This window comes from Mycoplasma simbae ATCC 49888 (assembly GCF_000702705.1).
GTDB classification, from domain to species: Bacteria; Bacillota_I; Bacilli_A; order Mycoplasmatales; family Metamycoplasmataceae; genus Mycoplasmopsis; species Mycoplasmopsis simbae.
Genome location: NZ_JNJG01000004.1, coordinates 145244 through 166839 on the forward strand (window position 1 = coordinate 145244; position 21596 = coordinate 166839).

At 33.2% G+C, this 21596-nt stretch carries 19 protein-coding genes and 2 tRNA genes; 9 read left to right on the forward strand and 12 right to left on the reverse strand.

The window, feature by feature from the left end; genetic code table 4:
• Positions 1-45: 45 nt before the first annotated feature.
• Positions 46-885: a methionyl-tRNA formyltransferase gene (gene fmt / locus T329_RS0100725; RefSeq protein ID WP_425411723.1), complete on the forward strand. Its 840-nt coding sequence runs from the start codon at positions 46-48 to the stop codon at positions 883-885.
• Between the two features lie 31 nt (positions 886-916).
• Here fmt and T329_RS0100730 read toward each other — a convergent pair.
• The 5 genes from T329_RS0100730 to T329_RS0100755 all read right to left on the reverse strand — a co-directional run bounded on the left by T329_RS0100730 (position 917) and on the right by T329_RS0100755 (position 4548).
• Positions 917-992 (reverse strand) — tRNA-Thr (locus tag T329_RS0100730).
• A gap of 49 nt (positions 993-1041) precedes the next feature.
• Positions 1042-1380, reverse strand: a complete 339-nt coding sequence (locus tag T329_RS0100735; protein ID WP_029608534.1) for a hypothetical protein — start codon at positions 1378-1380, stop codon at positions 1042-1044.
• Positions 1380-3059: a hypothetical protein gene (locus T329_RS0100740; RefSeq protein ID WP_029608535.1), complete on the reverse strand. Its 1680-nt coding sequence runs from the start codon at positions 3057-3059 to the stop codon at positions 1380-1382. Before T329_RS0100740 ends, T329_RS0100735 begins: the two co-directional genes overlap by 1 nt.
• Complete coding sequence (locus tag T329_RS0100745) at positions 3060-3746, reverse strand: PHP domain-containing protein (protein WP_029608536.1); 687 nt, start codon at positions 3744-3746, stop codon at positions 3060-3062. It abuts the gene before it with no gap.
• Between the two features lie 154 nt (positions 3747-3900).
• Positions 3901-4548: a hypothetical protein gene (locus T329_RS0100755; protein WP_029608537.1), complete on the reverse strand. Its 648-nt coding sequence runs from the start codon at positions 4546-4548 to the stop codon at positions 3901-3903.
• Positions 4549-4613: 65 nt separating this feature from the next.
• On the opposite strand from T329_RS0100755, the gene T329_RS0100760 reads away from it, so the two are divergent.
• Positions 4614-4688 (forward strand) — tRNA-Trp (locus tag T329_RS0100760).
• 58 nt (positions 4689-4746) lie between these two features.
• Here T329_RS0100760 and T329_RS0100765 read toward each other — a convergent pair.
• Positions 4747-5637 (reverse strand): DegV family protein, encoded by an 891-nt coding sequence (locus T329_RS0100765; RefSeq protein ID WP_029608538.1) that lies wholly within the window; start codon positions 5635-5637, stop codon positions 4747-4749.
• A gap of 362 nt (positions 5638-5999) precedes the next feature.
• On the opposite strand from T329_RS0100765, the gene T329_RS0100775 reads away from it, so the two are divergent.
• Positions 6000-7085 carry a thiamine pyrophosphate-dependent enzyme gene (locus T329_RS0100775; protein WP_029608539.1) on the forward strand — a complete coding sequence of 362 codons (1086 nt, stop codon included), beginning with the start codon at positions 6000-6002 and terminating at the stop codon, positions 7083-7085.
• A gap of 32 nt (positions 7086-7117) precedes the next feature.
• A complete protein-coding gene (locus T329_RS0100780; RefSeq protein WP_029608540.1) occupies positions 7118-8104 on the forward strand; it encodes an alpha-ketoacid dehydrogenase subunit beta in 987 nt (328 codons plus the stop codon).
• 109 nt (positions 8105-8213) lie between these two features.
• Here the strand turns inward: T329_RS0100780 and rpsT are convergent, their stop codons facing one another.
• On the reverse strand, positions 8214-8489 hold the full coding sequence (gene rpsT / locus T329_RS0100785; RefSeq protein ID WP_029608541.1) for a 30S ribosomal protein S20: 276 nt from the start codon (positions 8487-8489) through the stop codon (positions 8214-8216).
• 231 nt (positions 8490-8720) lie between these two features.
• On the opposite strand from rpsT, the gene T329_RS0100790 reads away from it, so the two are divergent.
• From T329_RS0100790 to T329_RS0100810, 5 genes are read left to right on the forward strand one after another with little or no spacing between them, the layout of a single operon-like run.
• On the forward strand, positions 8721-9149 hold the full coding sequence (locus T329_RS0100790; RefSeq protein ID WP_029608542.1) for a ribosome assembly cofactor RimP: 429 nt from the start codon (positions 8721-8723) through the stop codon (positions 9147-9149).
• An 8-nt stretch (positions 9150-9157) separates the two neighbouring features.
• The gene (locus tag T329_RS0100795; RefSeq protein ID WP_029608543.1) at positions 9158-10762 is read left to right on the forward strand and encodes a hypothetical protein; all 1605 of its coding nucleotides are present in this window, start codon (positions 9158-9160) and stop codon (positions 10760-10762) included.
• Positions 10763-11056, forward strand: a complete 294-nt coding sequence (locus T329_RS0100800) for a YlxR family protein (RefSeq protein ID WP_029608544.1) — start codon at positions 10763-10765, stop codon at positions 11054-11056.
• A complete protein-coding gene (infB, locus tag T329_RS0100805) occupies positions 11017-12822 on the forward strand; it encodes a translation initiation factor IF-2 (protein WP_029608545.1) in 1806 nt (601 codons plus the stop codon). Before T329_RS0100800 ends, infB begins: the two co-directional genes overlap by 40 nt.
• Positions 12823-12834: 12 nt before the next feature.
• Entirely contained in the window at positions 12835-13347 is a 513-nt protein-coding gene (locus T329_RS0100810) for an adenine phosphoribosyltransferase (protein ID WP_029608546.1), read from the forward strand.
• 69 nt (positions 13348-13416) lie between these two features.
• Here the strand turns inward: T329_RS0100810 and T329_RS0100815 are convergent, their stop codons facing one another.
• From T329_RS0100815 to dnaE, 5 genes are all read right to left on the reverse strand, one after another.
• Positions 13417-15048: an MnuA family membrane nuclease gene (locus tag T329_RS0100815; protein ID WP_029608547.1), complete on the reverse strand. Its 1632-nt coding sequence runs from the start codon at positions 15046-15048 to the stop codon at positions 13417-13419.
• A gap of 64 nt (positions 15049-15112) precedes the next feature.
• Positions 15113-16783: a lipoprotein 17-related variable surface protein gene (locus T329_RS0100820; protein WP_029608548.1), complete on the reverse strand. Its 1671-nt coding sequence runs from the start codon at positions 16781-16783 to the stop codon at positions 15113-15115.
• A gap of 161 nt (positions 16784-16944) precedes the next feature.
• The gene (locus T329_RS0100825; RefSeq protein ID WP_029608549.1) at positions 16945-17583 is read right to left on the reverse strand and encodes a hypothetical protein; all 639 of its coding nucleotides are present in this window, start codon (positions 17581-17583) and stop codon (positions 16945-16947) included.
• 138 nt (positions 17584-17721) lie between these two features.
• Positions 17722-18606: a 5'-3' exonuclease gene (locus T329_RS0100830; protein WP_029608550.1), complete on the reverse strand. Its 885-nt coding sequence runs from the start codon at positions 18604-18606 to the stop codon at positions 17722-17724.
• 7 nt (positions 18607-18613) lie between these two features.
• Positions 18614-21523, reverse strand: coding sequence for a DNA polymerase III subunit alpha (dnaE, locus tag T329_RS0100835; protein ID WP_029608551.1), 2910 nt, complete (start codon positions 21521-21523; stop codon positions 18614-18616).
• Positions 21524-21596 lie beyond the last annotated feature (73 nt).

The window sequence follows — 21596 nt, forward strand, 5'->3', positions numbered from 1 at the left end:
ATATAGAATAAATTATTTTTGCCGCTTAGGCCTTATAATGTAATTATGATCAAGTTATTATTAGCGGGTACACCTGAATTTTCTGTACCAATTTTTGAAGAATTAATCAACAATTTTGAGGTAGTTGGTATAGTCTCGCAACCTGATAGACCTAGCCAAAGAGGTAGAGTTAGTGTTGCAACGCCAACAAAACAACTGGCTCAAAAATATAACATTGTTTGTTTTCAGCCAGAAAAAATTGGGGATATATACGACGAATTATCGAAATTGGAATTTGACTATTTAGTTACGGCTGCTTTTGGCCAATTTATTCCAACTAAAATTTTAGGTCTAGCAAAAAAGCTTAACATTAATGTGCACGGTTCTTTGTTGCCTCTATATAGAGGTGCTGCACCAATTCAATATTCCGTGTGAAAAGGGAATAAAACAACCGGGGTTTCCTTAATGGAAATGGTTAAGGAAATGGATGCTGGCGACGTGTTTGCACAAGCAAGCGTTGAAATTGATGAAGACGATACATCAGCTAATGTATTTGAAAAAATACAGCAATTATCGAGCAAAAATATAGTTTCATGAATCAATCAACTAGATAAAGATGAACTAAAACGAGTATCACAAGACCCAGATAAAATAACATACAGCCCAAAACTAAACAAAGAAGATGGATTCATTAATTCAGAAATGAGTATTGATTTGGCTCTTCGAACGATTAAAGCATTTTATCCTAACCCATGTGCCTACACTTTTATAGACAATAAAAGAGTGAAAATAAATTTTGCTACAAAAACTATGGTGAAAAATGCACCGGTAATTGAGCTTGCTGACGGGAAAATTTACCTAACTGATTATCATTTTGAGGGTAAAAAACGAGTTATTTTGAAATAAAAATCCGCTTGCGCGGAGATGAAATAACATATGGTGCCGACAACAGGACTTGAACCTGCGACCCCATCCTTACCATGGATGTGCTCTACCGACTGAGCTATGACGGCGTGCATATATTATAACTTAAAATTTTTAAAATAAAAACACAGATACACATTATTGGATTGATCTAAACGAATTAGCAAATTCAACAAATAAATCAATTAGATATTGTGTATTTTTATTATTTTTAGCGTAATTTTGTGTAAATTCATCAATAATTAGGTAAAAATCTTTTCGTGTTGTGTATCCATATTCAACTACAATACTCAATAATTTATCAACTTTATCTTTGCTTCAACCATTACTAGGATTCGATAAATCTACATAGATAGCGGCTGATTTATCTTTGTTGTATCCATAATCGATTGAAATTGAAGATGGTTTTGCTTCATTTTTAGTATAGTTAATTTTTATAAAATTGTTGTTTTCAGGTTGTTTTTCTGTAAAAATCACTATTTACCTCCTAGTTTTTTCTTCAATATTTTTTCACGTTCAAGAAAAATATTCCATCCACCCTCTAAGAAAAATGATTCGGGTGTGTCGTTTTGGCTTAAGATCGGTTGATCATTAATTTTGTTTTCAAAATTTTCATCTGGAAAATCAATTACTATTGGTTTACCATCCAATAATATTCCTATGTTAGGGTTGTGGGTTACTATAAAAAGCTGTTTGCCAGAATTCGCTAATCTTTTTAACTCGGGAACCACTGACTCTACAACTGTGTTGCTGTCTAGATCATCCTCAACTTGATCCAGCAACACATATTCATTGCGTATACCTTTATCAATATTTTTAATAGTTTCGGTTATACCAATAATTGATCTTTGCCCATTTGAAAGTGACGAATATTTTTTATCATTTATGTATAATTCAACTCTATTTTTCAGCATAGATTCAATCATTTTTTCAATGTTTTGCAACGAAATATCAGTATTTAAATTCAATTTTTTCAATAAATCTCAAAAGCTTTTTGTTTTATTATCAATTTTAAGATTAAACGATTTTATTATTGTTTTTATATCATCTTCACTTAAATTGAATTTATCACAACCAACAGAAAAACCGTTGCTTTCATCAATATTTATACGCTCGTTTCATTCCACTTCAACATTTTGTGCATATTCTTGTACATCGTAATACGAGTTGCGAACTGCTGATAAATAAATTGGTGCCTTGCTAAAATAATCCTTTAAATCTTTATAATTTTGATTAATTTTGTCTTCTTGCTGTAGATTAGATAATTGTTTTTTTCTTGTACTTTTCAGTGAGTATTCAAATGAATTAACTGTGCTAGCTAGCTCATTAATTTTTTCAAGTTGTTGTGTGTGAGCACTGTGCAACAACTGGAGTATTTTAACAATTGAATCTAGCTTTATTTCGTTATGACTGTATTTATTTAGATAATTTTTAAACTCTGGGTTTAAATCCTTAATACCTTGTTCGATGTCAGTTTGGTTATTAATTAAATTGTTTATAGATATTAATAGAGAATCAACTGATTTAGCTAGCGTGTTTTTTAATTTATCAAGCTTATATTTATCTTCATTGTATGAAAAATTAATTTCCGATATTGAACTTGATTTTGATTCGACAAGATTAAGTCTATCGTCGAAAACAGATTCAAAATCAACAATTTTAGAACTAAAATTAGTGTAATTGTTTATGCTAGAAGCTAAATTTTCAAATGGTTTTAAAAAGTCAATATTTGATTTATTCTTAAGTATCTCTGAAACCAAAAGAGATAACTTATTGTTGATTTTATTCTTGAAAATATCGGTTTCATCAAGTGAAATTTTTCTATCATCATTTTGAACAATATAGCACGCAAAATGTTTAGTTAATTGTTTCAAGTTTTCTTCATACTTTGATGAACTTTTGATTGCTGATGTTCATCCACCATCCATTGACAAAGCAATATCATCTACGTTGGCTTTTTTTACGTAAATATTGTATTTAGACTCAACAAAATCCTTATTTTTTTCAAAAATCCTATTGTTTGATAGTATTTCAGCAATTATGCGTAAAAAGGTACTTTTGCCAGAACCTTTTTTTCCTAAAAAAATGTTAACTTTATCGAAATTAATTTGTTTAACATTACCATTATTGTCAAATAATTCTATGTTTTTTAACATTTATACTCCTGTAATTCCTGTTTTATTATTCATCAAAGCTTCTTTAATTGATTTAAACGTTGGTTCGGCCTCAACTCATGTTTGGTATTTAGTATTGTCGAAAGGGTATTTTTTTCAATCATGTGTATCACTAAAACAAACAATTGGGGCTTGTATGACTTTTCTTATTTTTTTTAAATTTGGGCTTTTTAAACTCGTAGAGTCTAGCCCATGAACATTGCTATCTAATAAATCTTCAGCAACCATGTTGTCTTGACCTTTTCCTGAATGGGGAAAGATCATATATTCAAAATTATTAAATAACTCACACGCCTGTTTATAAGTTAATCATTTGTTGTTGGCACGCGAAAAATTGTCTTTTACTATTTTAGCAATTGCATATAAATCCTGATTTGGGTCAAAGACAATTACAGCCTGACCTTTAGACTGTTTACTCAATGATGCTAAATCGATTTCGCATCCAGGCAATAAAACTATATCAATTACTTTATGATTGGCTATTAGATCTACTCTTTTGTAAAAATTGTCAACAAATAATTCGTAATGATCGGCAAAACAAGCTACTTTAACGTAATTTTTGTGTAATTTTTCAAGCATTTGCAAGTCGGTAAATTTTGAAATATTACTCCCACTAAGGTTTGAATCAGACGAATGAATATGTAGATCAATAATTATTTTTTTACTCATAAACACTTTGTCCTCGCTCACCATAATTAGTTAACTTTTATTATATATTAAAGTAAATATTAGGTTTTATAACTTAATACACGTCTTTTGCTCAATTATTGAATAAAAAGGAAAAAATTATTATTTTACGAGTAAAAGTTCAATAAAAAAAGCGTTATCATGAAACGCTTTTTCTTGAATCGTATTTTTGTTTTAAACCTAAGATAGGTAAATATAGTAAAACCGCCATTGAAACATTGAATATAGGTTCGGCAATTAGGTTAACTGTGTTTGCTACTAGCATTTCATAGAATGGCGGTAAACCAGCTAATGGTCCGATGTATGTTGTGTGTAAATACAGTGCACCAAATACAAATATTGAGTTAAATTCAGTAGCAACCAGTGTTAAAACAACAAATTTTCATAATTTTGGTCTTTTACTTATACCCAAGATTCAATAAGCCAAACACACAACCGCACCCACTAGAACTCTAGATAATATTGAAACATCAATATATTGGAATCAAATAAATCCTAGTAACATAGCAGCGATAAATGAAGATAAACCAAAGCCAAAGCCTGCTAACATAGCTCCTGAATATCCTAGTTGCAATGTTGCCATAGCTACTATTAATGGCAAGTAGGTTAATCAAGCCGGTCCAAAAGGAATATAGGCAAAAAAGATTGAAAATCCAGACACAATAAAGTAAGCTAAATAAACTGCAAGTGATACCATTTTAAAAATTAATGCCGATTTACTTGCGTTAACGCTTAATCCAGTTTTTGTTAAAAACCCATTTGGTAAAGAATTATTAGTTTTCATGCATAAAATTATAACAATATATTCATTTTAATTTAATTCTTTGTTATAATATTATCGCAAATGCTAGGAGTGTAGTTCAATGGTAGAACAGCAGGCTTCAACCCTGCGTGTTATGGGTTCGAGTCCTGTCACTCCTGCCATTTTTTTATACTTTTTTTAATAGCAATTAAAAAATACGGAAATGCGTTTTCCGTATTTTTACTTGATTTTATTAAATAATTCTTTGTATTTTGCAATAATTTCTGGTTCAATTTCAAAAGCTAATACTGCTAAAGCTTCAGGTCCTGTGTGCATTGCCACAACAGGAGCAATTAAATCTACTATTGGTTCAACACCTAAAACTTGACTAATATGTGAAGCAAAAGCATTTAGTTCCTCTTGAGGCGACATTGAGTGTAACGCTAGGGTTAAAAGCTGTTTACCTGGTTGAAGAGGTAAAATGTCTGCTTTATTATCGACTGCTTTTAAAATGGTTTTGGCAAAACTTCTTCCCACGCCTTCTTTTTTAAGTGAGCCTTCTTCTCAACAAATCATTGGTACTATTTTTAATAATTTAGCTACTGCGGCCGCAGTTGGATGCAAACGACCACCTTTTACTAGGTAATTATTATATTTAGGTATCAGTGTTGCTACCTTACGCCCAACACCTTGTTCCATTTGTTCAACATATTCATCAAATTTAGTAGGATCTAACTCCATTTGGTGTTCAAATCAAACTAAATCCATAACTATCATTTGTAAAACTTGAATTGATTGTACTACTCTAACATTTTCATAATCACGTGCTAGAGTAGTTAGTGATGAACAAGTTCCAGATAAATTTTTTGAGATTGGATAAACCAAAACTTTATCGTATTCTTTGGTCAATTTGGCAAATAGCTCGTCAGCTACACCAACATTTACCGCAGAGGTTTTGCCCTCTTGTTTTTTGCCATAAAATTCAAATAAGTTAGTTGTGTTAATATCAACACCATCTCTATATTCTTTACCATCTATTAGAATGTGTAGTGGTAAATAGTGTCAGTTTAATTTATTTGCTTGTTCTTGTGCCAGTGCACAAGAAGAATCAACAACGATTGCATATTTCATGTGAGTATTATAAATTAAATAAGTTAAAAAGCAAAATTGCAATATGCTTGCTTTAGCGCTACGTTAATAAAATGTTTAAGCTGATAAAATGTGGAAAATTTTGCATCTTTTTTCATAAATTGAACGCGTTTTGGGGCGTAAATTTATCCAAAAAACACTCTAGTTTTAAAAAGCAAAATTATGAAAATGTTTTTTAAACAAAAAATTAACACAAAAACGCTTTTTTTGACTAAAAAAGACAAATTTACGCGTTTTTTTATTTTTGAAGCATCTTGAATTATTGTTTTAAATAAATAAGGTTCTTTTATATAATATGGATGTATAAAAAATATACAAGCTTAATTCTATGAAAGGAAACGCATATGAAATACAAATTCATCGAAGCGGGCAAAGTGATGAGCTGCCCAGAAACAATGATTCGTTTCTTAGACATTAATGGTGATCTAATCGACAAATCATTTAAACCTACAGCGTCAAAAGAACTATTGAGAGACATGTACCAAAACATGCGTAAATCTCGTTCATGAGACGAATATGCATTAACACTACAAAAAACCGGACGTTTAGGAACATTTGCTCCTGCATTAGGAGAAGAAGCATTCCTAACAGCGTTAGGTTTTGTAATGAGAAAAGAAGACTGATTTGTTCCTCACTACCGTGTACTATCAACATTATTAGCACGTGGTGAATCAATGGAATCTGTATACCTATACTGAAGAGGTTCAGAACTAGGTTCAAGATTTAAGTCAAATACAATGCCAATGCAAGTTATTATTGCATCTCAAATTTCACAAGCTGCCGGAGTTGCTAAAGCACTTAAACTACAAAACACAGGTGCAATTGCTTTCGTAACAATCGGTAACGGTGGAACAAACGAAGGTGAATTCCACGAAGGTTTAAACTGAGCATCATTATTCCACTTGCCAGTTGTTGTTGTTATCTCAAACAACAGATGAGCTATTTCAGTTCCAGAACACAACAGCTACCCTGTTAAAACTCTTTCACAAAGAGGTCTATCATACAACATCCCTGCACTACGTGTAGACGGTAACGACCTACTAGCTGCATACGAAGTTCTAAAAGAAGCTGCTGACTGAGCTAGAGAAGGAAATGGACCAGTTCTAATTGAAATGGTTACATGACGTCAAGGTCAACACACTACAAGTGACGACCCACGTGTATACCGTACAAGAGAACAAGAAATCGAACACGAAAAATGAGAACCATTCCACCGTATTGAAAAATACCTATTCGAAAACGGAATTATTACTGAAGCTGATAAAGAAAAATTCATCGCTGACGCAACTGAAGATGCTAAAGCATCATACGACAAATCAACAGCTACATTAGCAACTGAAGGATTTGACGACATTTTCAAATACACCTACGAAACATTACCTGAAGAAGTTCTTGAACAACACGAAGCTCACAAGAGATTCCAAAAATAAGGTAATTAAATTTAATTTAAGGAGAAATATTTATGGACAAAATTCAAGTAAATAACATTGCTGCCATCACTAATGCTATTGACATTATGATGGAAAGAGACAAATCAGTTATTGTTTATGGTCAAGACGCAGGTTTTGAAGGTGGTGTTTTCCGTGCAACTCAAGGTCTACAGAAAAAATATGGTGTAGATAGAGTATTTGATGCTCCAATTTCAGAATCAGCTATCGTTGGTACAGCTATTGGTTCAGCAGTTGCAGGTCTAAGACCAGTTGCTGAAATTCAATTCTCAGGTTTCGTATTCTTCGGTTTAGGTCAATTATTCGGTAACGCAGCACGTATCAGAAACAGATCACGTGGTAAATTAGGCGTACCAATGGTATTAAGAATGCCTTGTGGTGGTGGTGTTAAAGCTCTAGAGCACCACTCAGAATCAATCGAAGCATTATTCTGCCACATTCCAGGTCTAAAAGTAGTTATGCCAGCTACACCATACGACGCTAAAGGTCTATTGATTTCAGCTATTGAAGACAACGACCCAGTTGTATACCTAGAACACAAACACGACTACCGTGCTTTCAAACAAGAAATTCCAGCTGGTTACTACACAGTACCATTAGGAAAAGCTAATACAATCGTTGAAGGTGATGACTTAACAATCGTAACTTACGGACACATGGTTCACGAAACTACAGGTGCTCTAAGATTACTACAAGAAGAAGGAAAAGAATACTCAATCGAAGTTATTGACCTAAGAACTCTAAAACCAATTGATACAGATACAATCGTTGAATCAGTTAAGAAAACTGGTAAACTATTAGCTATTTCTGAATCAGTTCAATCAGGTTCACTAACAGCTGAAATCGTTACACGTGTAAACGAAAGAGCATTCGATTACTTAACAACAGCTCCAGTTCGTCTAAACGGACCAGACGTTACAATTCCTTTACCTGCTCTAGAAAGCAAATTCATCATCAACAAAGACAAAATTGCTACAGTTATTAAAGAAATTTTAAAATAATTAATAATTAGCTAACAAAGTCCTCGCGGGCTTTGTTTTTTGTTTTATCAACTACAACCGCAAACAAAAAGCAGCCCAAATGGACTGCTGAATGGATGCTTATAAATAATTAAGCTTCAACTTGAGCATTTTGTGCGTTAACAAACTTGTCTAGACGTGATGATTTTCTCGCACCTTTGTTTGGGTGGAATACGCCTTTTTGAACAGCTGTAGCAATAATTGAGTGTGCTTTTTGCACTAATTCTTTAGCGTTTTCTGCTTTAGCTAAAACTGCTTCTCTTGCTGCTCTGATTGCTTTACGCACTCTAGTTTTCATTGCGTTATTTCTTAATCTGTTTTCTTCAGATTTAGCAATGTGTTTTACTTTTGATTTGATATTTGCCATTATAAGCCTCCTCTTTTTTCATGTTTAGTTGCTTTGTGCAACTGAAAAAATCTTTTTTATTATAAAGCAAAAAAATAATTACGTAAACTTATTTTGCTTATTTTGACTCTTGAGCTTCAATTTAGAATACTTTTATACAAAATATCAGTGCTATATGCTATAATTTGTTTAAACAAGTCAAATAATATTGAGTTGCCCACAGCAACTCTTTGTTATTTTTAAGGAGTAAATTTGAACTGAAAACACATTTTACAAACACAATTTGGCGAAGTTATTTTAGACGCTAAAGAAGAAAATATTGACGGCTTAATTGCGCTGGATATTACTGTAAAACACACACAAATGGAACAAGTAAATAATGCTAGTCGCCAAATAAATGAGTTTTTAGACACTCAAAATATCGACCGTTTTGACACTATTTCAATTCACTCGCCCGGTCTTGAACTAAACTACACAGTTGAATCACTAAGCGACCACGTTGGCGAAGATTTAAAAATCAAACTTGTGAAAGCACAAAACAAGACTAACGAGCTAGTGTCAAACTTGCTAGAAGTAAATGAGCAAGAAATAGTAGTTAAATGAAACCAAAAAGGAAACATTAGAAAAATCACCATCGACAAAGGCAATATTGCTAGCGTTGAAAAACATATTAAATTTTAGGAGTAAAAATGAGTAAAGAATTGCAAAATACAACAATTGCACAAAACTTTTATGACATTGTTAAATCATTTGAAAAAAACCAAGGTTTAAATCTTCAAGATATCGTAAACGCTTTTAGTGAAGAAACAACTAAAATTCTTTCTAAAATCGACCCAGAAGTTGTTGTTGAATACCATCTAGATGAGCAAAACAAAACACTAACACCTATTCTAAAATCAATCAGTGTTATCAGCGACGAAGAAGCTGAAGAATACGAAAACTCAAGCGAAGAAAGCTTAAACAAAGTTTTAATGTTAATTTCATTCATTTCTTTAAAAGATGCTCACAAAATCAATAAAGAACTGCAAGAAGGTGACACAATTGAGCGTGAATTGGATTTAGTTGCATTAAATCAAGTGGTAAAAAACACTAAATATGCATTTATTTTAAAAACAATTCACTCTTCAATTCAACAAGGAATGTCTGTACTTAGAAAACAAAGAGTTTACGAACACTTTAAAGACAGAATTGGCGAAAGAGTTAGAATTAAATTCAACACCAAAAACTCAGATGGTTCATGAAACGTACAAATTAGCGAAGAAAATGAAACATTGACTCCTGCTTACTTACCTGCAAACTTTATTAGCTCGAAACGTGAAATAAAAGGTGGTCAATATGGCCACGCAACCATTATTAATGTTGAAGAAGACGCAAAATTAAGCCAAGTTCAAGTTTCAGTTGACTCAAAAGAAAACGTTGAAGAATTATTTAAACGTTCAATTCCAGAAATTAGCGAAGGCTTAATTGAAATTGTTAATACTGTACGTAATCCTGGTGAAAGAACCAAAATCGCATTCAAAAGAAGTGCTATTGCACCTGCTGATTTTGATGTTTATGGTGCTGTAGTTGGTCCAAATGGCCAAAGAATTGTGTCTATTAACGCAGAAATAGGTGAAAAAATAGATGTTATTCTATATGATGAAGACATTAAAAAATTCATTATCAACGCTATGAACCCAGCACGTGTACATGATGTTGTGGCTAAAAACGATGGCAAATACTGAGTTATTGTACCTAAGGACGCTTTAACTCCTGCTATTGGCCGTAAAGGCGTTAACGTTTCACTTGCTTCAGGTTTAACTAATTGTAGTTTAGATATTTTAAGCGATGTGGATGCTGAAAAACAAGGAATTGTTTTTGAGAAAAATGCAGCTCCATTTGAACGTAAGTTACCTGAACGTAAAAGTCCTAGAACAGTTCGTAAAAGTCCACTGTTTGATCTTGACAAAGTTAGCGTTTCAGCAGAATCATTTGAAAGAGATGTTCTTAAATTTACTGAACAAGAATTTGAAGACATTGACACAACAAGCTTTGATCTAGATTTTGAAGAATTATTCAAAAAACACTCAGATAATGAGAAAAAAGTTGAAGAAAAACCGCAAACTATTGATGAGATTGCAGCTGAATTAAGCCAAAAAGAAGAAAACAAAGCACAAGCCAAAATTGATGTTGAAGACTATCGTAAAGTTAAAGAAGCTATTGAAGGCTTTAAAGTTGATGATGACTTGTCAAGCTTTGGCCTAGATGAATTCGACCTTGAAGACTTCATGGACGATGAAGACTGAGAAGAATAAATGGTTACACGTAAATGTATTGTCACAGGCCAAATTAAGCCAGTTGATGAACTAATTCGCATTGATTTTGATCGCAAAAACAATCAAATCAATTTGGATTTAGCACAAAACAAAAAAGGTCGTGGAGCTTATTTCATTTTAAGCGATCAAAACTGAGAACTTGTTTGAAAAACTAAAGCTTTTAACCGTAGCTTTCGTACAAACATACCCAGAGAATTTTACTTACACATAGAAGAGCAATTGAAGGAGGCACAATGTCTAAAAAGAACAGATTATCTAACCAAAAAGATGTAGAGTCACAATTAAAAAACATCAAAACTGAGGTTAAAAATGGCGTTTTCATTTTCACCAACTCAATGCCGTTAGGTGAATTTGCCAACAAAATTGGCGTGAATGCAAACGATTTAATCAAAAGTTTTATGATGAAAGGTAAAATGTACCAAATCAACCACATTTTGGAAGAGGAAGAAATCGCCGAAGTGTGTTTAGAAAAAGGTTTAGACTTTAAAAAAGAACAAAATATTGATGCTTCTAACTTTTTAAACCGTGTGGAATTAGTCGACGATGAAAGTATGCTTTCTAAGCGTCCACCAGTTATTACAATTATGGGTCACGTTGACCATGGTAAAACTACTTTGCTTGACTACATTCGTAAAAGTAAGGTAGCTGAAACTGAATCAAGCGGAATTACTCAACACGTGGGTGCTTATCAAGTTATTAATGAAAAAGGCACAATTACTTTTATTGACACCCCTGGACACGAAGTTTTCACTGAAATGCGTTCACGTGGTGCTCAAGTCACTGATATTGTTATTTTAGTTGTAGCTGCAGATGATGGGGTTATGCCTCAAACAAAAGAAGCAATTCAACACACCAAAGCCGCTAATGCACCAATGATTGTTTTTGTCAACAAAATGGACAAACAAATCAAAGATACTGAACGCGTTAAACGTGAATTAAGCGAAAACGATGTTATCGTTGAAGAATATGGTGGTGATGTACCTATCATTTATGGTTCAGCCAAAACAGGTGCTGGTGTAGATTTATTGCTTGATACCATTATTGCTCTATCTGATTTAATGGATTTAAAAGCAAACAAAAACAGATATCCAGCTGGTATTGTGCTTGAATCACGTGCTGACAAAGGTGTGGGTGTTGTTTCAACACTAATTATTGCTAATGGAACCTTATTTAAAGGTGACTTCGTAGTTGCGGGATCAAGCTTTGGGCGTATTAAATCACTTAAAACTACTTCTGGTAAACCTATTGATCAAGCTACTCCAGGTATGCCAGTTGTGGTTTCTGGACTAAACACTTCGCCTTTAGCAGGTGATCGTTTCATTTCGTTTGAAGATGAAAAGTATGCTAAAAAAATTGCATTAGAAAAACAACAAATGGATAAAAAACAAGATCTATTTAACCGTTCACAAAATGCAACTGACGAAGAAGGCAAAAAAGTGCTTAACGTTATTATTCGCTCAGACGTGCAAGGTACTGCCGAGGCCTTAAAATCAAGCCTAGACGGCATGAGCAATGATGAAGCTGTAATCAAAGTCATCGGTGCTCAATCTGGACAAGTTACTAACTCAGATTTATTGCTAGCTCAAACTTCAGACACAGTTATTATTACTTTTAGAATTAAAGCTAGTGCCAACATTAAACAAAGCGCTAAACAAGCGGGCGTAAAAATTGCCTACTATGATGTGGTTTACGCAGTTATCGAAGATATGCAGGCATGATTAGACGGCGAAAAAGCAGTTGTCTATGAAGAGAAAAAAATCGGATCTGGGCATGTTATCAAAACATTTTTCTTCTCAAAAGTGGGTACAATTGCTGGTACCATGATGGATGAAGGTGTTGTTAAGGCGGGTTGCAAGGTTAAAATCTTTAGAAACCGTAAACTTATTCATGAGGGCGTAATTGACACGCTAAAACGTGATATCAACGATGTTAAAGAAGTTGAAAAAGGTAAAGATTTCGGTATGACTATTAAAAAATTCAACGACATCAAAGCTGATGATATTGTTGAATTCTTTGAAGATGTTGCCGTAACTATTTAATTTGGAGAAATAATGAAATTAGAACAATTTATTCGTGATATTCCTAACTTTCCTAAAGAAGGAATTTTGTTCAAAGATATTAGCCCACTGCTAGCTAATGGTGAAGCTTTACATTACACCATTGAGCAAATGGCAAAACTGGCTCACGATTGTGACATTATCGTGGGCCCAGATGCGCGTGGATTTTTATTTGGAACTCCAACTGCTGCCGTTCTTAAAAAACCATTCGTGATGGTACGTAAACCAGGTAAATTACCAGGTAAAGTAATTAGCAAAAACTATGATCTTGAATATGGTAACAACGTATTACAAATTCAAGACGGCTTTATTACTCCAGGACAAACCGTGGCAATTATTGACGATGTTTTAGCTACTGGCGGCACAACCAAAGCCATTGTTACCTTACTTGAAGAGCAAGGTGCAATTGTAAAAAGAATTATTTTGCTACTAGAACTTAAAGACTTAAACGGTCGTGAAAAGTTTGCTAACTCAAACATTGAAATATCATCACTAATTGAAGTATAAATAACTTTATTAATCAAGCATAATCCCTTATGCTTGATTTTTATACAAAAAAATCCACTTGGAAGTGGATTAGTGTTCATCGTTGGGATCTAAAATTAAATCGTAGCTAATAGGGCTGTGGTCTGAAACACCATCGTAAACATAGTTATATTCTTTGCTTCTTGCTTTGGTTGAATGTTGATTGTGGTATGCTGCCCATTGCTCGTATGATGATATTTTCGCATATTGGAAAATACTTGGGTCAGTGACAAAATCATACAATTTATAGATTTTGGCGTTTTCAAAATTCATATTTGATTTATGGACGATTTTGTCATAAGGTTGAGAATATGCACCAATTGTTTTCTTAGAAAGCGAAGTAGAGTTTGCCTTATTATCTGCAAGTGGCAATACTGCTCCGTATTCAGTGGCTCAACCAAAAGCAGCGGATTGCTTACCAACCTTAATATTTGTATCACCTTGGAAAATTAAATCATCATCCCCACCAGTAATTCTTTTAGCTCATTGAAAAACATTTTTAATGTTTCAAGCCTCATTATATTCGTGGCTACCACCACCATTATAAGAAACTTCGCCACTATTTTTACCAACGCCTGGCCCATCAAAGTGCGCCACCATATAAGTAAAGTTAACACGTTGATATCCTGGAATGTTAACTTTGAAACGAACCGCAAATGGGGCTTTTTGATATACATTAGCAGCTCCGCCAAAGCGGTTTTCATAGCCACTATTATCATATAATCTACCAGCCTTACCGTCTGAAAGAACCATGGGCGCAACTATATTTTGTTTGTAAATGAACGAAGCATGTTTTTCGCTTACACTTATGTATGGGCCTTGTGGTACATATTGAGGTGAAGAAATAGCTTTTCATACATTGTTAGTTTTATTCGCTTTCTCCAATTCGTTTAGCATTTGTGCTAACCGTTCGGCCACACCTGTGTCTTCAACTTCGGTTAAACCAACAACGTCGTAACCTTGCGTATAAATTATAGAAACAATAGCTTGTGCTTTTGGTAAAGACTCATTGAATAGTTTAGACGAAAAGTTCAATACATTTCATGAAGCTAATCTAACTGTTGCTTTTGCTAGAGGTGTGGGCTCACTAGGTGGTTTAGGATTAGATGGAATATTTCCATCATTATCTGGATTTTTGGGTTGCTCTGCGTTTGGCGGAGTTGGCTGTTCTGCTGGCGGATTAGTATCAGTATTTCCCTGGCTTGGGTCTTGTGTGCTTCCTTGATCTGTACCATCAGTTGCTTCTGGTTCTTTTGCTTTATCCCCAGAGTTGACATCTGGCGGATTAGGTTTAACAGCATCACCACCGCCAGATGTGCTTTCTTCCGGCATTATTTGATCTTTATTAATTAAAATTTGTTTAATTTTGGATTTACGTCCATTTTGAGCACTAATGTAATAGCTAATCTTAATATTACCATCTTCATCTTTAAAAATGTCAACAATATTTAAGCTTAAAGTATCAAGAGATTTCTTTGAATAATTAAAAATTTCACTATTTGGCTTTTTAGGGTTGAAATAAGACCCAACTCTAAGAGCAATATCAATGCTATCTAAATCATCTAAATTTTGCTTTGTATCAACATCGTCTTTTTTGCTCGTATTAAAACATGATGCCGTTAATAAACCAGCACTTAGTGGCAATAATATACCTAAACTTTTAAATTTTTTAAGTTTATTCATACTTTAATTCTATCATTTTTACTGCTGTTTTTAAAAAAGAAGGCTTTGAAGCCTTCTGTAATGTTTATTGTGAAGTGTTTTCGGTGAAAAGAATTTGTTCGTAAACAACATCATCACGTGTTCCATCTTTTAGGATTAAAACAAATCTTAGAATTATGCTGTTATTTTCGTAAACAATGTTCACACCTTTTTGATTTCCGCTTGCAACTGCCGCTGCAACCGTAGCATTACCTTTATGTGTAGCAATTAAATTTTTAACTGATTCTTTTAGTGTTATGCCAATTGGTTTACCTTTACTGTTTTTATCAGTTACTTTTCCGCCATTAACTGCTATAAATTGCGGGGTTTTTGCTTGAGCGTGTTTAATTAATTTTTTTCTATTTTCAGGTGTATCTTGGAAAATAAATAAATCTTTTGCGCCTACTTGAGCTGCTAATTCAGGGCTTTTGTATTCTTTTGCTACACTCTTAAACCCTGTGTATTCGTAATGTTTTACGTATGTTGCACTGCCTTCGTTCACTAAATCAGTATAAGTAACAGTTACAACTAGAGTTGTGTTATCGCCTGATTTAGGTGCTAATGAAGTAATTTCAGCTGAAGCTGCTTTAGCATCTACGGTTGGCAATGTAATACTTGATTTAGCAACATCTGCAGCGAATGTTTCTGATTTATTAACACTTTCAGCTATAGTTGGTTGCGCTAATGCATCTGCATATGTTTGAAGAACAAATTGAGTAACTTTAAATCCTGTTAAATCAAATGATTTAGTTCATGTTTCTGTGCCTTTTGTTAACACTAAAGTAACAGATAGCGTACCTTTATAATCGTTTTGAGAATCTTGGGTAATGGTAATTTGTTTTGTTACACCATCTGGCAATTGGTATTCTGTTTCACTACCATTTGTTAGTTTAAATGTTTCAACATTAACTTGTGAAGGAGAAACAGTTTCTTTGTTTTCGTATTTTAAGTTAATATTTGTGAATTGCGAACCAAATTCATTACGTTTGAATCCGTTAATTTGAACTGTTCTTTCTTTACTTTCTACAGTAATACCATCATAGGTCGCTGTAACAGTGATTTTAACACTTACTGAGTCTTGACCTTCCATTGGTGCAAATTCTTTAACCACAAGTGTGTAACCTTCATCAACTCCTGTTTTGGTTAATGAATCTTGTCTTGCTTCTCTATCAAATACATTTGATTTATCTGGATAGTCAAGTGCAGCTTTGTCAACTTGGGCATCAACTTGTGCTTTGGTAATAAATTGGAATTGTTCAGTTGGTGTATTGATCAACTCATCAAAATATTGGTCTTTTGAACCATTACTTGCGCCTCCAAATAGGCTTAATCTAAAGCTAATTCCATATTGGTCACCATTTTTAACAAGTGTAGCTTTATTATTAGTGTCTTGGTTAGTTTGATTTTCACCTTTTGAAGTAGCCGTATTAATTCCTGAAGGTACTGTGTATGGTAATTTAACCTCAAACAATTTAACTCTGACTTGTTGAGCGTTATTTTTGTCAAAAGGCTTATCAAATCACGCTTTTAATTTACGGTCTCAATAAACTACCTCGCCTGTTTGTTTAGTAGATAATCATTCGGCGGTTTCAGCTGATTTAACTAATTTAACATGTTTAGAAATTTCAGCATAAGTTTCCCGAATTTTCTTTGGAAGAGCAGCAGCAAAACCTGTTAATTCCTTCTTGACTGAATGTGTTTGGCCATTATCAACCACACTTAAAGTAACAACTACAACCGTGTTGTTTTTATCGCTTTTTACTTTTACTTCACTAACACTTACAGTTAATGAATCGTCAGTTTTTGTAACAATAATCTCTTCAGCAGTTACTTCATTGGCTTTTTTAGCTTGTGTTTGTTCACTAACACTAACGTTTACTAGAGTTGAATAGTTTTTTCGTTTTGGTTTTTGATCACCAGGTATTGTATCTGTGCCAGGGTTTGGTGTTGATGGGTTATTGCCAGCACCAGGTGTATCACCAGAATTTGTGCCACCAGTTTGGCTCCTTGATCATTACCAGGTTGAGGTGTAGGTGTGTCTGTTCCTCCCTGTGCACCGCCTTCGCCAGGCTGAGGAGCTGGGCTCGGAGTTGGTGCGGGTTCTGGTGTTGGGGCTGGTTGAGGTTTTTCACCAGGATTTCCTTGTGAAGGTGTTTCAGCAGCAAAACCGGTGATTTCTTTTACAACAACTTTTGATTCTTTAGTAATCTTATTTACAACATTTACACTTACTACTAAAGTTGTTTTGTTGTTTTCTTTTACATTGTGTGAAACTAGTGTAGCTTCATAATCTTTGGCATATTTGTCTGATATAGTCAAGGTTATATCGCTATCTTGTACTTGGCTTGCCGGTTTTGATTTATCCTCCTCTCTTACAGTCACTGTTAATACAGATTCAAATGTTGGCTTTTTATCATCTGTTATCTTATCTTGGTTGCCACAGGCAGTGGCAACCATCGGAAACGCAGTTAGCGATGCAACCGATAATGATAAAAATCCAATTCTTTTCTTACTCATTGTTCTCCTATGTTAATATCTTAATTTTTATACTTTCATTGTAGCATATTTATTTATCTGGAAACGTTTTATAGTAGTTTTAAGTGGAAAAAAGCATAAATTTATGAAAATCTTTTCACAAATTTATGCTTTGGTTAATTATTTGATTATTTTGAACAAATTTTTATATTTGCTTATTGCAGCTGCTAGATCAAAATTATTTAATTCTGCAAGGCCTTTTTCAACGTTTATTTTGACAATTGAATAACCGTCAATTTGCTTGTCCATGTTGACACATTTATTTAGCTTGGTTAAATCTTTGCAAAATAACGCATCATTTTTGCCATCAATTAATTTCTTTTGAGTTGCACCTTTAATTTTGTCAATATTTTCGTAGATAGATTCAATTGAACCATAAGTATTGATTAGGTTAATTGCACCTTTAGGTCCAATGCCTGCTACACCTTTTATGTTGTCTGAGCTGTCCCCAGCCAAACCTTTTAAATCTGGTATTTGGTGCGGTTTAATTTGGTGAAAATATTCAAAATTATCCAATGAATATAAATCAAAATCGCCTGCTTTCGTTTTATAAATAACATTTGTTTCTTCATTAACAAGTTGCAACAAATCTTGATCCTTTGAGTAAATAAATTTTGCAGGGCCATCTATTTGCGAAAGTGTGGCGATTAAATCATCAGCCTCATCGCCTACTTGCTCAAATCAACGTATATTAAAGCTAGTTAAAATCTGCTTGATATATCTAAACTGATCAAATATTTCTTCAGGAGCTTTAGTTCTACCCGCCTTATATTCGTCATAAAGTTCATGGCGTTTTGTTTTTCCAAAAGCATCAAAAGCAATAAAAAGATAGTGTGGGTTCACGTAGTCAATTACTTTTTTTAGCGTCATCAAAAAAACGTGTACTCCATTAGTGCTTCTGCCATGCGAATCTTGCATTAATGGACCTCTGGAATTTAAAGATGCATAAAACGATTGGAACATTAAAAAGTTGCCATCAACTAGCAAAAATCTTTCTTTAGTCATAAAACTCCTATTTAATTGGCTCAAAATCAATAAATTTTAGCTTGCCATTGTTGTTTTGAATGTTTGCTGCGATAATATCACCTTTAGAAATAGGTGAAAACTTATCTCAAAATCTGTTGTTGATAAAGAATACTTGTACACCGGTATTATCACTTAACTCAATAACAAAGTAAGATTTTTGAGCTAGTATTCTTTTAGCATTGACTTGAACTGCAACAAATTCACTTTGACCCAGTGGAATTGAATTTAATTTATATTGAAATTGATCTTCATATTTTGCGGTTGCAAAGGCATTATAAGCCATTCCTAAAAGCGCATTTTCATTATTGGCTTCGTAATCAATATCTCGTTCTTGTTGATCGTGTACTAAATCTAAATAACCCATTGATTTCAGTTTAGTTTTAGCTTCTGGTCAAGTTAAACTCGAAACAAGTTTATAGCAATCAAGTAATGTTTGGCAAGCACTTTCCACATATTTTGTGTGGCCATATTTTCTAAAAACATTAGCTTTAATTAAAATGCCTAGTGCACTTTCGGTTATACCTGCAAAACGTAAACGCAAAATTGTTTCGTTTAAATTATCATTAAATTCACCAAATTCATTCAATGTTTTCAGTATTTTATTGATTCCCTCATTGCCAAAACCTTTAATTAAACTGAATGGTAAATATAATGACTTGTCTTTGACAACGCAAACATCTCTAGATTCTTTTATATCTGGTGAATAAATTTGAATGTTTTGCTTACGCATTTCTTCTACATACAGAGCTATTTTACTTTGATCTCCTCTTGAATTAGAAATTAGAGCAGCATAAAAACGCAATGGATAATATGTTTTATAATATGCCATTTTCATTGTTAAAAAGGCATAGCTTACAGCGTGTGATTTATTAAATCCATACTCAGCAAAACGTTCAATATTGGCGTAAATTTTACCAATTTGTTGTTTGCTCAATCCTTTTTGACTGGCACCTTCGATGAATCTAGTTTTGTATTTTTTGATTTCAGTTTCATCTTTTTTGCTGATAGCTCTACGTAAAAAATCAGCTTCCACAAAGCTTAGCCCAGCAACTTTTTGGGCAATCAACATAATTTGTTCTTGATAAACCATTATCCCATACGTTGGAGCTAGAATTTCATCATATATTGGATGTATTTTATCTACCAATGTAGAATCTTCCTTATTGCGCGCATATTGTTTAATATAGACCATTGGGCCTGGTCTAAATAATGAAATGATTGCGTATAAATCATCAAAAGCGTTTATTTGTACTGTAGAAATGGTTTTTTTCATACCCGGCGATTCTAGTTGAAAAATTCCTTCAGTAAAGCCTAAATTTAAGCGTAAAAATGTTTTTTGATCATATAACGCCATCTTGTATTCATCGGCTTTCAAAATATTGTCAAAAATATATTCTGCAGGTAACGTTTGTTCGATGTGTTGAAGTTCTGTTAATGTTTTTAAGCCTAATAAATCTATTTTTAAAAGACCAAAATCTTCTGTATATTCCATAGGTAATTGAACTTGTTGAAACACGCCATCATTGCTTATTGATACTGGTGAATATGTATAGATAGGTTCTTGAGCAATAATTAAACCGGCGGGGTGGAAGCTTTGTTGACGTGGCAAACCTTCAATTTTCAATGCATGTTCCAGTAATTTTGGGTGTTTTTCAATAACTTTTTGAAAACTTAAGTTTTTTAGCATTGCTTCTTTTAAGCTTTCACTTGCACTCAATGTTTTACTGATTACGTTTATTTCAACTAAACTAATGCCTAGCACGCGCCCAACATCGCGAATGGCCATTTTTGCACCTAAAGTTTGAAAAGTTGAAATAAGTGCAACTCTATTGTCACCATATTTAGTTCTTAAATATTCAAAAACTTCGCCTCTGCGATCATCTTGTATATCAATATCTATATCTGGTCAAGAAACTCTTCCAGGGTTAAGAAATCTTTCAAATAGCAAATCATATTTTAGGGGGTTAATTGTTGTGATATTAAGCAAATAAGAAATGAATGAGCCAGCAGCACTTCCCCTACCTGGCCCTATAGCAATATTGTTATCTTTGGCTCAGTTAACTAAGTCCTGAATAATTAAAAAATAATCAATAAACCCAAGTTCTTTGATGACATCAAATTCATAGGTTAGTCTAGAATGCCACAAATTTTTATCGCTTGGAAGCTCTTTTTTAACACGTTTTAGGCCTTTATTTAATAACTCAATAAAGATTGTTTCATTTTTTACTGAATCATTGTTTTCATAGTGCGCCAAATGCAATTGTTTGGGCGGTAACTCAAAATTACACTCATCAATAATTTTATTGATTCTTTCAATAAAAATAGGTTCAATTTCAGTATTTTCAAAGTAATTATGCTGCTGAGTTGTTATTTCATTGCCGGCAATTTGTTGAATAATGTTAAGCGTTTCATTGTCTTCAGTATTGAACACTTGATTTTGTTTAATCAGTATTGAATTAGGTAAGGACGTATCAACACTATTGACAAAATAGTTGCCATTATTAATAATATTATTGTGTCCACTCAATGCATAGTATCCTTTTGTGGGATGATCCAGCACAAATATATTTTCATCAATAATTTGCTCAATTTCAATATCAATATTTTTGCTTTTTTGCAGAATTAATTTATTGATTAGTTGAAAACCTTTGTAGTTTTTTGCCAACAATATAAAACGATATGGTTTCACATCTAAATCGACACCAATTATTGGCTTAATTGAGTGTTTTTTACACTCACTTAAAAATAAACCCAGTCCGAATAAATTATTATGGTCAGTTAAACAAACTGCATTTAAGCCTTGTTCTTTGCTTTTTTTGACCAAATCGCTTATCCTAATTAATGAGTTTAAGAATGAATATTCAGTTGTGTTGTATAAGTTTACAAATTTGTGCATATACATATGATACTTAAAATTTTTGATTTTAGGCATAAAGCGGAAAAAAATGAAAAAATGAGACAAAAGTCTC